The sequence below is a fragment of the Loktanella sp. 3ANDIMAR09 genome (genome assembly GCF_001420005.1).
Classification (GTDB): Bacteria; Pseudomonadota; Alphaproteobacteria; order Rhodobacterales; family Rhodobacteraceae; genus Loktanella.
The window spans coordinates 240,889-255,101 of sequence record NZ_LJAK01000004.1; the positions used below are offsets into that span (position 1 = coordinate 240,889).

14 protein-coding genes and 1 tRNA gene are annotated in these 14,213 nt (G+C 61.9%); 9 read left to right on the forward strand and 6 right to left on the reverse strand.

All coding sequences use genetic code 11. From position 1 onward, the window contains the following. Positions 1-92 precede the first annotated feature (92 nt). On the forward strand, positions 93-971 hold the full coding sequence (locus AN189_RS08450; RefSeq protein ID WP_216597735.1) for a GyrI-like domain-containing protein: 879 nt from the start codon (positions 93-95) through the stop codon (positions 969-971). A 110-nt stretch (positions 972-1,081) separates the two neighbouring features. Beyond that, positions 1,082-1,402, forward strand: a complete 321-nt coding sequence (locus AN189_RS08455; protein WP_216597736.1) for a DUF1801 domain-containing protein — start codon at positions 1,082-1,084, stop codon at positions 1,400-1,402. A 430-nt stretch (positions 1,403-1,832) separates the two neighbouring features. On the opposite strand, the gene AN189_RS08460 is transcribed toward AN189_RS08455, so the two are convergent. Further along, positions 1,833-1,922: transfer RNA gene (locus tag AN189_RS08460), tRNA-Ser, on the reverse strand. Between the two features lie 270 nt (positions 1,923-2,192). Between AN189_RS08460 and AN189_RS08465 the strand changes: the two genes are divergently transcribed. The 7 genes from AN189_RS08465 to AN189_RS08495 all read left to right on the forward strand — a co-directional run bounded on the left by AN189_RS08465 (position 2,193) and on the right by AN189_RS08495 (position 8,507). Beyond that, the gene (locus tag AN189_RS08465; protein WP_157057433.1) at positions 2,193-2,978 is read left to right on the forward strand and encodes an SPOR domain-containing protein; all 786 of its coding nucleotides are present in this window, start codon (positions 2,193-2,195) and stop codon (positions 2,976-2,978) included. Positions 2,979-2,996: 18 nt separating this feature from the next. Continuing rightward, the gene (locus AN189_RS08470; protein ID WP_056033964.1) at positions 2,997-4,193 is read left to right on the forward strand and encodes a D-alanyl-D-alanine carboxypeptidase family protein; all 1,197 of its coding nucleotides are present in this window, start codon (positions 2,997-2,999) and stop codon (positions 4,191-4,193) included. Further along, a complete protein-coding gene (gene tmk, locus AN189_RS08475; RefSeq protein WP_056033967.1) occupies positions 4,190-4,813 on the forward strand; it encodes a dTMP kinase in 624 nt (207 codons plus the stop codon). Before AN189_RS08470 ends, tmk begins: the two co-directional genes overlap by 4 nt. After that, positions 4,810-5,931 (forward strand): DNA polymerase III subunit delta', encoded by a 1,122-nt coding sequence (locus tag AN189_RS08480; RefSeq protein WP_056033969.1) that lies wholly within the window; start codon positions 4,810-4,812, stop codon positions 5,929-5,931. The genes tmk and AN189_RS08480 overlap by 4 nt, the downstream gene beginning before the upstream one ends. Before the next feature lie 12 nt (positions 5,932-5,943). Beyond that, positions 5,944-6,723, forward strand: a complete 780-nt coding sequence (locus AN189_RS08485) for a TatD family hydrolase (protein WP_056033972.1) — start codon at positions 5,944-5,946, stop codon at positions 6,721-6,723. Beyond that, positions 6,720-7,511 (forward strand): MBL fold metallo-hydrolase, encoded by a 792-nt coding sequence (locus tag AN189_RS08490; RefSeq protein WP_056033976.1) that lies wholly within the window; start codon positions 6,720-6,722, stop codon positions 7,509-7,511. Before AN189_RS08485 ends, AN189_RS08490 begins: the two co-directional genes overlap by 4 nt. 66 nt (positions 7,512-7,577) lie before the next feature. Then, a complete protein-coding gene (locus tag AN189_RS08495; protein ID WP_056033979.1) occupies positions 7,578-8,507 on the forward strand; it encodes an AEC family transporter in 930 nt (309 codons plus the stop codon). Positions 8,508-8,577: 70 nt separating this feature from the next. Here AN189_RS08495 and AN189_RS08500 read toward each other — a convergent pair whose 3' ends face one another. The 5 genes from AN189_RS08500 to AN189_RS08520 all read right to left on the reverse strand — a co-directional run bounded on the left by AN189_RS08500 (position 8,578) and on the right by AN189_RS08520 (position 14,177). Then, the gene (locus AN189_RS08500; RefSeq protein ID WP_056033982.1) at positions 8,578-9,804 is read right to left on the reverse strand and encodes an ABC transporter permease; all 1,227 of its coding nucleotides are present in this window, start codon (positions 9,802-9,804) and stop codon (positions 8,578-8,580) included. A gap of 2 nt (positions 9,805-9,806) precedes the next feature. Then, the gene (locus tag AN189_RS08505; protein WP_083484321.1) at positions 9,807-11,498 is read right to left on the reverse strand and encodes an ABC transporter permease; all 1,692 of its coding nucleotides are present in this window, start codon (positions 11,496-11,498) and stop codon (positions 9,807-9,809) included. Between the two features lie 2 nt (positions 11,499-11,500). Then, a complete protein-coding gene (locus AN189_RS08510; RefSeq protein WP_056033984.1) occupies positions 11,501-11,788 on the reverse strand; it encodes a DUF1330 domain-containing protein in 288 nt (95 codons plus the stop codon). A 101-nt stretch (positions 11,789-11,889) separates the two neighbouring features. After that, entirely contained in the window at positions 11,890-13,008 is a 1,119-nt protein-coding gene (locus AN189_RS08515) for an extracellular solute-binding protein (protein ID WP_056033987.1), read from the reverse strand. A gap of 74 nt (positions 13,009-13,082) precedes the next feature. Beyond that, positions 13,083-14,177, reverse strand: coding sequence for an ABC transporter ATP-binding protein (locus tag AN189_RS08520; protein ID WP_172794885.1), 1,095 nt, complete (start codon positions 14,175-14,177; stop codon positions 13,083-13,085). Positions 14,178-14,213: the final 36 nt, after the last annotated feature.

A 14,213-nucleotide genomic window follows, 5' to 3' on the forward strand; every position in this document is an offset into this window, starting at 1 on the left:
AGCGCGTGATGGACCGGCGGGGTTCGACCGCCTTCGCGGCAAATCCGCAGGATTTGTCGGTTCGGTTTGTGCAAGCTTGATAGGGCAACCCTATGATCGAAGGTGAACTCATGCCCAAATCTGCCACCCACCAAAGCTATCTTGATCGCTTGAACCGCGTCGATGATTATATCCACGCCCATCTCGAGGATGATCTTTCGGTTGAGAGATTGGCCGAGGTGGCATGCCTGTCGCCATATCATTGGAGCCGAATTTACGCAGCGATGCGTGGGGAAACTGTTGCCGTGAGAATCCGTCGGCTAAGGCTGCAACGCGCAGCGGATCGTCTGGCCAACACCGATATTGCAATGGACAAAATTTCGATGCTGGCGGGATACGGCTCGACGGATACGTTCGGGCGCGCCTTTCGTGACGTGCTCGGAGACACCCCCGCGCAGTTCAGAGCAGCCGGGAAGCACGCCGCCTTCAAGAAAGCTGTCAGCACATGTGATGCGCAAGGCTTCCCGGTGTCAGTCGTCACATTGCCCGAACAACGCTGCGCAAGCATCGACCATGTCGGCTCTTATATGCAGATAGATCATGCGATCGGAAGATTGTTTGCCGAGCTTTCGAAACAAGGCGGCTTGCCCGAGACCCCGTCAATGATCGGCGTTTTCTTCGACGACCCGGACGCGGGCGAGGAATCAGAGCTTCGGTCAAGGGCCTGTATGCCTATCGGCAACGATATCGCAATTGGCGAGCCTCTGGGAGAGACAAAACTGAAAGCTGGGCACTATGCCCAGTTAAACTATACCGGCCCCTATGCCGCCATGCGTGAAGCCTACCGGTGGCTTCTCGGCACATGGCTCCCCGCTTCTGGGTATGAACCCGGCGATGCGCCGATTTTCGAAGCATATCTTAATGACCCGAGTCAGGTTCCCCAGACTGAATTGCGCACCGATATCCATCTTCCACTGCATGTTCTGAGATGAACATGCCCGACATGCCGCACACTGTGGCGCAAGCGTTCGCAAAGGTTCCTGACCCCGCAAGGGCACGCCTCCTTCGCATACGATGCTTGATTTTCGAGAACTCGGAAGGAATGGAAACAATTGGCCCGATTACCGAGACCCTCAAATGGGGAGAGCCCGCCTATCTGACGCAAGTCACCAAGAGCGGCACGACAATTCGACTGGGTCAATCAAGATCAGCACCGAAGGATGCCGCCATCTTCTTGAACTGCCAGACATCACTCGTAGAAGAGTTTCGCATGCAGTTTGCAAATGTATTTCGTTTTGAAAAAAACCGGGCTGTCATCATTCCCCATGACCGGCCCCTACCTGAAAACGCCGTGAGCTTCTGTCTTCGCAGGGCTTTGAACTACCATGAAAGCAAGCGTCGTGAGCAATGGAACGGCGGATAAGAGACAAACGTGAAAAGGCTGCCGGGGTATTTATGACCCGACTGGGAAAGCCATGCCGCCGCACAAAGCGAGAGCCAAGCGGCGGCAACAGGACCGCGCCTGAGGATGCCACGACACTTCACATGTGAGGTGCCCCTGGTTTCCTAGACACCTGCGGCACGCGGTGTCGCCATTCACCACTGCGATGCGGACCTGCGGCTGCGCGACCTGTCATTTCAGGATCAAACCAGATCGTCAGCGATCCGCGCCTCCCTGACTTTCATCGTCGGCCGACCAGTTCGTGGTCTTGTACCTCGCAGGGGCCCAACTGCGCCGGCCATCCTGCCATCACGCTGGATTCATGCCGTGAATCCCTCACCCGATGCGCGCAACACGATCGCCCCAAGCAACTGATTCTATTGCTAGATTAGTCTACTGCACAAGGTTTGTCTGGCGGAGGCTCAGGGATTCGAACCCTGGGAGGACTTTCACCCTCGTCGGTTTTCAAGACCGGTGCATTCGACCACTCTGCCAAGCCTCCGCGCAGGCACCTCATAATCTGGGCGACGCGTCAGGACAAGCCACTTCACACTCTGGGGAATTCCGCCGAGACCGCACCTGCTTTGGCTTTCTTTCACGGCGCAGTGACGTTAGACTCTGGTCAGGATTTCTGGGGTTACTTCGGTCAGCCCCTAATTAATGACGCATCCGCGCAAGTGCCGTGCAAAACGGCCACGGTGCGACCTGCAAGAGAGGGCGAGCAATGGCATTTGATTTCCGGCGTGTTTCAAGACCTGCAATCTGGCTGGCGATGACAGTCAGCGCCGTCGCACTGTCGGCATGCGAAAACCTGCCCAGCTTTGGTGCCGCAGCGGATGACGGGGCGTCCGCCCCCATCGTGGCGCCAGCGGACGCCGCCAATGCCCGCGACATCGAAGCGCCAGAGGTGTTCAACCTGACCGAGGCCGGATTGTGGGACGGCCGGCCCTCGCTGGGTGGCGTCTGGGTCGCGCATCCGTCGGTGACCGACCCCGAACGCGTGATCATCCGCAACACGTCCAACGGGCGTTTCGTCATCGGGGCGCTGTTCCGGCGTGAACGCGAAAATCCGGGTCCAGCGCTTCAGGTGTCGTCGGATGCCGCCGAAGAGCTGGGCATGCTGGCCGGCAGCCCGGCACAGCTGAACGTCGTGGCTCTGCGCCGCGAAGAGGCCCCCGCGCCCACCGAAACCGCGATCACCGATTTCGACACGCCAGAGGTGATTGCCGCCGAACCACTGGATGACGCCCCCGTCGCGGTCGCAGCAGCGACGTCCGACACCCCGGCCCCTGCCCCCGTAGCACAACCCGCCGCGACCTCGACACTGGACAAACCGTTCATCCAGATCGGTATTTTCAGCATTGAGGAAAACGCCAACAATACCGCGACCGCGCTGCGCGGCGACGGGCTGTCGGCAAATGTCATCGCACAGGAAAGCCAGACCAAGACGTTCTACCGTGTCACCGTCGGGCCCGCGCCCACGGCCGCCGACCGCAGCGCGGTTCTGGACAAGGTCAGGGCACTGGGCTTCAACGATGCCTATGCCGTGACGAACTGATACCAAGAGGATTTCATCATGACCCAAGCCCTGCGTACCGCAGCCCTCGCACTTACGCTGCTGGGCAGCACTGCCATGGCACAGCAGTTCGAGACAAGCGCGGGTTCGGGGTTTGTGATGGACATGACCACCGGGACCGTGCTGCTTGAGAAAAATGCGGATGCGCCGCTGCCGCCTGCGTCGATGTCGAAACTGATGACGATCTACATGGCATTCGAGGCGGTGGCGGACGGTCGGTTGCGCATTGACGAAGAACTGCCCGTGTCCGCCCATGCGGCCAGCTATGGCGGGTCGTCCATGTTCCTTGATACGACCGATCGTGTCACGGTCGAGGATCTGTTGCGCGGCGTCATCGTGCTGTCCGGCAACGACGCAAGCACCGTGCTGGCCGAGGCACTGTCCCCCGATGGCACCGAGACCGGATTTGCCCGGATGATGACGGCACGCGCGCGCGAAATGGGCATGAACAATTCAACCTTTGCCAATTCCAGTGGCTGGCCCGATCCCAGTCACCGCATGTCGATGCGCGATCTGGGCATTCTGGCAGAGCGTCTGATTGTCGATTTTCCGACGTTCTATCCGATCTTTGCCGAACAGGAATTCCTGTTCGACGGGCGCGTGCCATCCAACAGCCGCAACCGCAATCCGATCCTGGGGCTGGGGATCGGTGCCGATGGTCTGAAAACGGGTCACACATCCGAGGCGGGTTACGGTCTGGTGGGGTCCGCCAAACAGGACGGACGGCGGATCATTTTTGTGCTGTCCGGCATGGACACCCCACAGGAACGTGCCGAGGAATCCGAAAAAATCGTGAACTGGGCTTTTCGCCAGTTCGCACAACGCGAGGTCGCGGCCTCTGGCGTGCGGATCGCGACAGCCGATGTCTGGATGGGCGAGACGCAGCAGATTGGCCTGACCGTGGCCGAAGATCTGCAGATGCTGGTGCCCACGACCAATGGCGACACGCTGAACGCCAGCGTGTCGTTCGACGGCCCCGTGCAGGCACCGATCACCGCCGGGCAGACGCTGGGCGAGCTGGTCATCGAATTTGACGGCCTGCCAGACCGCCGCGTCCCGCTGGTCGCCGATGCCGATGTGGCGCGGGGCGGTTTCATGCCGCGCATGCGCACAGCAGCCCAGGTGCTGTTGGGCAAGGTCACATCCCGCACCGCCAATCCCGCAGCCGCGCCCGCCGACACCGAAGAGGCGACATGACTTCAATCGACCCGCACCCCGGTCGTTTCATCACCTTTGAAGGGATCGACGGGTCGGGCAAGTCGACTCAGGCCAGGTGCCTTGCAGACCATCTGCGGGCGCGTGGTGAACAGGTGGTGTTGACCCGCGAACCGGGCGGCAGCCCGGGTGCCGAGGAAATCCGCGCCCTTGTTCTCACTGGCGACACCGGCAGGTGGTCTGCCATGACCGAACTGCTGCTGTTCAACGCCGCCCGGCGGGATCACCTGGAAAAGACGATCCACCCGGCATTGGCCGCAGGACATACGGTGATCTGCGACCGGTTCGCCGACAGTACCCGCGCCTATCAGGGGGCCACGCGCGGTAACCTGCGCGGCACGGTCGACCAGCTGCATGCGCTGATGATCGGGCTCGAACCCGATCTGACATTCATCATCGACATGGACCCTGCCAAGGCACTGGCCCGTGGTCTGGCCCGCGCAGGTGCGGAACAACGGTTCGAGGATATGGGCCTGCCGTTGCAGCAAAAGGTCCGGTCGGTCTTTCGCGATCTGGCCCGCGATCATCCCGAACGCTGCGTCTTGATCGACGGCGACCGCGACCCCGACAGCGTGGCCGCCGATATCGCGTCGCGCCTATGACCGATCTGCCCGAACCAGACCGCATCGCAGGCGCGCCGCATCCGCGTGATACGCCCATCCTGTTCGGACAGGACGCGGCAATCGCTGATTTTCTGGATGCCTACAACACGGGACGCCTGCATTCGGGCTGGCTGATCACGGGCCCGCGGGGCGTCGGCAAGGCGACGCTGGCGTGGAAAATCGCGACCTTTCTGCTGGCCCAGCCCGCCAGTCCGGACGCAGGTCTGTTCGGTGATCCGCCACCCGTCACCTCGCTCGCGATCGCGCCGGACCACCCCGATGCGCGGCTGATCGCAGCCGGCGCGCATCCGCGCCTCTTTGTCGTGCGCCGTCCCGTCGACGACAAGACAGGCACCCTCAAGGCCGATATCACCGTCGATACCATCCGCGGCATGAAAGGTTTTTTTCAGATGTCATCCGCCGATGGCGGCCGCCGGGTCGTGATCGTGGACGCCGCCGACGAAATGAACCGCGCCGCCGCAAATGCCATCCTCAAGGAACTGGAAGAACCGCCCGCACGCACGACGCTTCTTCTCATTGCGCATCAGCCCTCGCGCCTGCTGCCCACGATCCGGTCACGCTGCCGGGTGCTGCGCTGCGCACCGCTTGGGGCGGATGACCTTGCCGCTGTCCTGGACCAGGCCGGATTGTTGGCCGATCAATCCCAGGCCCTGCAGGCGCTCTCTGGCGGGTCTGCCGGCGACGCGGTCCGCCTGCTGACCCAGGACGGACTGGCACTTTATGCCCAACTGGTCCAGCTGCTGGACGGGCTGCCCCAGATCGACCGCACCGCGGCGCTGAAACTGGCCGAAAGCTGCGCAGGCAAGCAGAATGCGAACCGCTTTGCCCTGATGCTGGACCTGCTCGACCTGCTGCTGTCACGCGCGGCCCACGCAGGAATCGCGGGCGAGCCGCGCACCCAGGGCGCCCCCGGCGAGGCCCGCCTGCTGACACGGATCAGCCCGCATGACCGCGCGGCCCGCGCCTGGGCGGATCTGACGCAGACCGCAGGCGCCCGCGCGCGCCACGGACGGGCGGTGAACCTTGACCCTGCCGCGCTGGTGCTGGATATGATCTTCAGCATAGAGCGTGTGGCCCAGGCCGACGCCAGCCCCTAAAAGGCCCCCACCATGTCCCATCTCGTCGACAGTCACTGCCATCTGGATTTTCCCGATTTCGACGACAGCCGCGCCGATGTCATCCAGCGTGCGTTGGACGCAGGTGTCATGCGCATGGTCACCATCTGCACGAAACTGGCAAATGCGCCCCGTGTCGCCGCCATCGCGGATCAACATACCTCCGTCTATTGGGCCGCCGGCACCCACCCGATGAGTGTGGCGGATCAACCCATGGCAACGGTCGACGATCTCGTGGCGCTCGCCCGGCATCCCAAATTCGTCGGCATCGGTGAAACCGGTCTGGATTATCACTACACCGCCGACAGCAAAGCCGTGCAGCAACAGTCACTGCGCCTGCATATCGAGGCTGCACGCCAGACCCGGCTACCGCTCATCATCCACGCCCGCGACGCCGACGACGACATGGCGCGCATCCTGACCGAAGAACACGCCGCAGGTGCATTTACCTGCGTCATGCATTGCTTTTCATCCTCGCGCGCTCTGGCCGAGGCGGCGCTGGCCCTCGGTTTCTACCTGTCGATGTCCGGCATCGCGGCCTTCCCCAAATCCCGCGACCTGCGTGCCATCTTTGCCGATGCACCGCTGGACAGGATCCTGGTGGAAACCGACAGCCCCTACCTCGCTCCGCCACCACACCGCGGCAAGACGAACGAGCCCGCCTATACCGCCCATACCGCACGCGTCGGCGCCGAGGTGTTCGGCCTGACACCTGCGGAATTCGCAGCCCGGACCACCGCCAATTTCGACCGCCTGTTCTGGAAGGCCGCATGACCCTGCGTTTCACCATTCTGGGCTGCGGGTCATCCGGTGGCGTGCCACGCCTGGGCGGCATCTGGGGCGACTGCGATCCGACCAACCCCAGAAACCGCCGCAGGCGCTGTTCGCTGCTGGTGCAGCGCGACGGGCCGGACGGCACTACCAGCGTGCTGATCGACACGACGCCGGACATGCGCGAACAGCTGCTGGACGCAGGCATCGGCCATCTCGACGCAGTCGTCTACACCCATCCTCACGCGGATCATGTCCACGGTATCGACGATCTGCGCATGATCGTGTTCAACACCCGCAAGCGGCTGGATGTCTGGGCCGATGGTCCCACGGCGCAAGCGCTGACCGAACGCTTTGGCTATGCCTTCGAGACACCACCGGGGTCGAGCTATCCACCCATCCTCGATCTGCGCCATATCCGCGGCGATGTGCATGTGGATGGCGCGGGCGGCAAGATCATCCTGACCCCCTTCACGGTGGAACACGGCAATATTCCGGCCCTGGGATTCAGGATCATGGATGTCGCCTACCTGCCCGATGTGTCGGGCATTCCCGAGACCGTCTGGCCGACCCTCCACGGGTTGCACACCTGGATCGTGGATGCCTTGCGCCGCACGCCTCACCCCAGTCACAGCCACCTCGCACGGACATGCGACTGGATTGCGCGGGCAAAACCGCAGCAGGCGATCCTCACCAACATGCATGTGGACCTCGATTACGCCACCTTGCAGGACGAACTGCCCGACAACATCATCCCGGCCCACGACGGCCTGCATATCGTCCGGCCCTAGTATCATCTTGCCAAAAATACTCGCCCGCCGCAGGCGTCCGCCGTTCACACCAGAGGGACCTCACCCATGTCAGCGCTGATAGAGGTCATCCTCCCCGTCTTTCTGGTCATCGGTTTCGGCTATGTCGCCGTCTGGCGCGGCCTGTTCAGCGACGCAAGCGTGGACGGGCTGATGCGCTTTACCCAGACCTTTGCCCTGCCCTGCCTGTTGTTCAAGGCGATGTCCGATCTGGACCTGAGCCAGAATTTCAGCCTGGCCCTGCTGGGCAGTTTCTACACCGGCGCATTGGCCTGTTTCCTCTGCGGCACGCTGGGAGGGCGCTACCTGTTCAAACGCGACTGGGAAGACGCAATTGCCATCGGGTTTTGCGCATTGTTCTCCAACACATTGCTGTTGGGCATTCCCATCACCGAACGCGCCTACGGCACGGACGCCCTTGCGGGAAATTTCGCGATCATCGCGATGCACGCCCCCTTTGGCTATTTTTTGGGGATCACGGCCATGGAAATCGTGCGCAACCAGGGTGGCGCGCGCAGGCAGCTTCCGTGGAAGGTGCTGAACGCCATGTTCCACAACAGCCTGATCATCGGGATCGTGCTGGGGCTGGCCGTGAACCTGTCGGGTGTGGCGCTGCCGGTCACGGTGACGGATGCCATTGACCTGATGGTGCGGGCGGCCCTGCCGGCGGCCCTGTTCGGTCTGGGCGGTGTGCTCTACCGTTACCGCCCAGAAGGCGACATGCGCGCGATCCTGTTCGTCTGCGCCATCAGTCTTGGTCTGCATCCCCTGTTCGTCTGGACCATGGGACGCGCGACGGGCCTCGATATCGCCGATTTTAGATCCGCAATCCTGACCGCAGCCATGGCCCCGGGCGTGAATGCCTATGTCTTTGCCAACATGTATGGCCGGGCACGGCGGGTTGTCGCATCCTCGGTGCTGATTGCAACGGTCGGCAGCGTCCTGACCATCTGGGGCTGGCTTTACATTCTGCCCTGACCCAATTTTTCGCGAAAAATAGGCCCCCCGTCAGCAACGGGAGGCCGTATTTTCGCGAAAATACGGGGGATCAGCCCGGTGACATGCCCCGCAGGCGTTCCGACCGGCGGCGCAAGAGTTCCACCACCGTCAAAAGACAGATGGACACGCAGACCAGCACCGTGGCCACCGCGAGGATCGTCGGCGAGATCTGCTCGCGCAGACCGGTGAACATCTGCCACGGCAGCGTCTTTTGCGCAGCAGCGCCCACGAACAGCACGACGACCACCTCGTCGAACGACGTGATAAAGGCGAACAGGCCGCCTGAGATCACGCCGGGCAGAATCAGCGGCATCTGGATCTTGAAGAACGTCTTGGCAGGTCCCGCACCCATGTTGGCCGCGGCCCGTGTCAGCGATTGGTCAAATCCCACCAGCGTGGCCGTCACCGTGATGATGACAAAGGGAATGCCCAGTGCCGCATGGGCCAGAACCACCTTGATATAGCCAGTCAGATCCTTGGACAGGCCCAGATATTCCTCCATCCACAGGCCCATCTGGCTGTAGAAAAAGAACATGCCCGTGGCCGAGATGATCAACGGCACGATCATCGGCGAAATCAGGATCGCCATGATCGCACGCCGCGCGGGCACATGGGACTGCGACAGACCGATCGCGGCAAGCGTGCCCAGCGTCACCGAAATGATGGTCGCCAGCGGCGCGATGATCAACGAGTTCTTCAGCGGCTGAAGCCATGCATCATTGGTGAAGAAGTCGCGGTAATGGCGCAGGCTATAGGCCTCGGGGTCCAGCGCCAACATGCCCGGCGTGAAGGTAAAGAAGTTCTCGGCGTTGAACGACAACGGGATCACCGTGACGATCGGTGCGATCAGGAAAAAGAAGATGGTGCCGCAGATGAACTTGAACGCATTGTGCCACAGCGTCTGGCCAGAGGTTGCGTAAACCGGCACGCCACGGCGGTAGTTTCCCGTGGTCAGCCAATAGACAGCCCAGCCCAGCAGCGCGCCCAGAATCACGCCGCCGATGAAACCGGCCAGCCCCCCCGCCAGCAGTCCCAGCACACCGCAGATCCCCGTGGCCGTCCAGCGGCCCGTCTGTTGTGGCAGATAGCGCGGCAGCACGAACGCCAGCACGGCCGCCACGACCATCCCGACCAGCGTGCCGGCAGCAGGCCCCAGACCTGCCGCCTGCCCACCGATGAAACCCAGGATCGCACCAAAGGCCAGCAGCAGCGGCAAGGCAAATGTCAGAAAGGGACGCAGTGGTTTGCCTGCGGTCGGATTGAATGCAGCAGCCATGATCAGCCCCCCAGTTTCACGTTGTCGATGCCCACGATCCGGTCATAGGCCCAGTACAGCGCCAGAACGATCACCAGAAGGATGGCCCCCAGCGCCGCCGCCAGACCCCAGTTCAAAGAGCTGGAGATGTGATAGGCGATCCGGTTCGAGATAAAGACACCCTTGGTCCCGCCCACGATTTCCGGCGTGATGTAGTAACCGATGGCGAGGATGAACACGAGGATCGACCCCGCCCCGATGCCGGGCACGCTTTGCGGGAAATAGACGCGCCAGAACGCGGTCCAGTTGGTGGCACCCAGCGATTTGGCCGCGCGGGTATAGCTGACAGGGATGGTTTTCATCACGGAATACAGCGGCAGGATCATGAACGGCAGCAGGATATGCGTCATCGCGATGATCGTGCCCGTTGCATTGTTGATCAGCGCCAGCCGGTTGTCATCGGCGACGATGCCGATCCAGACCAGCAGGTCGTTGATGACACCCTCGCGTTGCAGCATGACCTTCCAAGCGGATGTGCGCACCAGAAGCGACGTCCAGAACGGCAGCAGCACCAGGATCATCAGCAGGTTCGCCTGCCGTGCGGGCAGGTTCGCCATGAGCCATGCGACAGGATAGCCCAGCAGGATGCAGGCCAGCGTGATCGCCGTGGACATGATCATCGTGCGGATGAACAGCGTGATGTAGATTTGCTGGTTCTCGGGACGCCAGGCGACGCCGTCGGGTGTCTGTTGCAGGTCCACGGCGTTCAGGAAATACCCGGCCGTATAGGGTGCGGAATAGCCCTGAATGATCCGCCAAACCTCGCGGTCGGCCCAGTCTTCATCGATCTCGACGAACTGCGCGCGCAGATCCTCGGTGTCAAAGGTGGCGACGGCGTCCTGCGCCTGCGTCAGCAGTGCGGCCTGCGGAAAATCCGCAGGGATCACGGCACCTGCCGACAGATCTTCGTAAAGTGCGAGGTAAACCGCGTTCCAGGGATCTTCTTCTGCCGGATTGTCGTCGTCCTCGACCTGCACGACGCGGGCAAAGTCTGCGTACATGCGGGCGGTTTCGGGCAGGACATCCTCTACGCCGGGTGCGAGCCTGAATGTCGGGCGCGGCCCCTCGCCGTCATAGGCGGCATTCGCCGTCAGCCAGCGTTCACCGGCGAAGATGGCGATGAATGTCGCGGGGTCCTCCCATGCGGGGTCCAGTGCGACGAACTGATCGGTGTAGACCTCTCCGAAATCATCGACGCCACGGCCGGATTTGCGAAACAGCGACGAAACGCCCGACAGTTCATAGTTCAGACGCGATCCCAGCCGGGTGTGGTTCTTTTCCTCGACCGCGACCATCAGGTCCTTGGTCAGCGCGGAAAACACCGGCGCATCCGGAACATCGGTCACATCAGCATCCCAATCGGCCAGTTCCACGACCGTGCGCGGCAGCGTTTCGCCGACAATCTGGTTTTCGACCGACCGGAACAACATTTCGCCGATCGGGTAAATGAATGTGACCAGGATAAAGAACAAAAGCGGCGCGATCAGCAGCAGCGCCCGCATCTTTTGCTTGCGCAGGGCGCGATTCAGCGATGATTTCAGCGATGTACCGTCAGCGGCAAGAACCGGGCCGGATTCATCGGATTGCCCGACCTTCAGCCCGGTATCCGGGGTGACGCCTGTCAGATTGTAAGGTCCTGTTGTGGCGTTGCTCATGTTCAGGTGCCTTCCACCAGGATGATCGTGCTCTCGGCGCAGCGGCGCCGGATGTCTGCGACCTCTTGGTAATCTGGGTCATGATAAGCGGCCTTGGCGGCCTCATAGCTGTCGAATTCGATGACGACATGCCGTCCCATGTCCACACCCTCGGGCGTTTCGGACTGGCCGCCGCGCACGATGAACCGCGCGCCATGCGCTTGCAGGATCGGCGTGTCGCGCTGGACATATTCAGGATAGCCTTCGGGGTCCGTCACCTTGATATGACCGATGATGTAACCTTTGGGCATGTCTGTCTTCCTCGCAGATTTGGGGGTGTGGCGGCCCGGTACATGCGGGCCGCCACGGATCATGTGTCGCCCCGGACGTATCCGGGGCGCGACGTGATGGTTTACTGGGCCAGCCAGGCCTGGAATTTCGCATCCAGGTCATCGCGGTAGTCGGACCAGAATGCATACTGCGTGACGAACACGTTGGTCGCGTTGGCCGGATCGGTCGGCATGTGCTCTGCCATGGGAATACCCAGCTCTGCGTGGTCACCGACCAGCGGTGCAGAGGATGCACGTGCGGGGCCATAGCTGATGTAGGCAGCCTGATCGGCCAGACGCTGCGTGTCGGTCGCGAAACGGACAAAGTCCATGACGCGTGCCAGACGCTCTTCGGACAGACCATCGGGGATCACCCAGCCGTCATAGTCCAGCATCTGTGCGTCCCACAGCATGCCGATCGGCTGATCCTGCTCTGCGATGGCGCTGAACAGACGACCGTTGTAGGTCGAACCCATGACGACTTCGCCATCGGCCAGCAGCTGCGGCGTGTCGGCACCGGCGGTCCACCAGACGACGTTCTCCTTGATGGTGTCCAGCTTGGCGAATGCCTGCGCCTGACCTTCATCGGTGGCCAGAACGTCATAGATGTCGTCCTTGGCGACGCCGTCACACAGCAGCGCCCATTCCATGTTTGCCAGCGGGCGACGGTTCAGCGAACGCATGCCGGGATAGGTTTCCAGGTCAAAGATCGCGCAGATGTCGCTGGGCGGCGTGTCACCGACCATGTCCGTGCGGTAGCCGACCGTGGTCGAGAACACGATCTGCGGGATAAAGCAGTCGGACACGAGGCTGTCACCGAAATCGTCCTCGGCGCTGGTGCCGTCGTCACCTTCGGCCAGCATTTCCTCGACGTCGATTTCCATTACGAGGCCTTCGTCGCACAGGCGGATGCCGTCAGCGGCTTCTACATCGACCAGATCCCAGGTGATGTTGCCGGCTTCGTTCATGGCGCGCAGCTTGGCCACCGCCTCGGCCGAGGATTCGTCCCAGACGACCGTCACATCGGGGTTCGCCGCGATGTAGGGTTCGACATAGGCTTTCAGCTGGCTGTTCTGGTAGGCACCGCCCCAGGACACGATCGTCATGTCGTTTGCCATCTCTTGCGCGTTTGCAGCGGAAAAGACAGTCGTACCTGCCAGAACCAATGCGGTGGTCGCGCCAAGTTTTGTCTTCAAAGTCATATTCAACTCCCGTTATGTTACCCGGTCATTATTCATGGATGCACCCGCCGGGCCCGGCAGCATCCTGTTCGATATCAGGCGTCCAGCGCGCGGCAGTCGCGCGGCAGCCAGCCGATATTGATGGTCGTCCCCGGCGTCAGCTTGGTCTGATCCGGGGAATTGCGTGTCTTGATGACGAAATTGTCGGTGCCGGCGACGCGCAGGCGAGTGCGGAAAATATCGCCCATATAGACGAATTCCAGCACCTCGGCCTTGAGCGTATGCGCATCCGGTCCCAGCTTGGCGGTGTCGACCTCAACACGTTCGGGGCGAATCGAAACCTTGGTCCGTTCGCCCACCTTATTGACGTTCACGGGCACCGCGTCGATGACCTCGCCGCTGTCCAGCTTCACGACACAAGTGTCACCCTTGATTTCGGACACGACACCTTCGAGCGTGTTGTTTTCGCCGATGAACTGCGCGACGAAACTGTTCTGCGGTTCCTCATACAGCTCGTCCGGTGGGGCCAGCTGCTGGATGCGACCGTTTTCGAAAACAGCGACACGGTCGGACATGGTCAGTGCCTCGGTCTGGTCGTGTGTCACGTAAACCACCGTGATCCCCAGCTCGTGGGCCAGATTCGTGATCTCGAATTGCAGTGTCTCGCGCAGCTGCTTGTCCAGCGCGCCCAGCGGTTCGTCCATCAGCACCAGTTCAGGTTCGAACACCAGCGCGCGGGCCAGCGCGATCCGCTGCTGCTGGCCACCCGACAGTTGCGACGGGCGGCGTCCCGCAAAGTCCTGCATCTGCACCATGCCCAGCGCACGCATGACTTTTTCTTCCTGCGTGGACTTGTTCATCTTGCGGACCTGCAACGGAAACGCGAGGTTTTCGGCCACCGTCATGTGCGGAAACAGGGCGTAGTTCTGGAACACCATGCCGATCCCGCGCTTGTGGGGCGGAATGTTGTTGATGGGCGTGCCATCAAGGCGGATGTCGCCGTGGGTTGCGGTCTCGAACCCGGCCAGCATCATCAGGCAGGTGGTCTTGCCCGACCCCGACGGCCCCAGCATGGTCAGAAATTCGCCTTTCGGCATCGAAAGGTTCAGATCCTTTACGACCAGCTGTTCGCCGTCATAGCTTTTCTGAACGCGGTCAAATTCCACGAACGCATCTGCGTTGTTGGCCACGGCAATCTCCCTGTCACGTCCGGCGGGTTGTCCCGC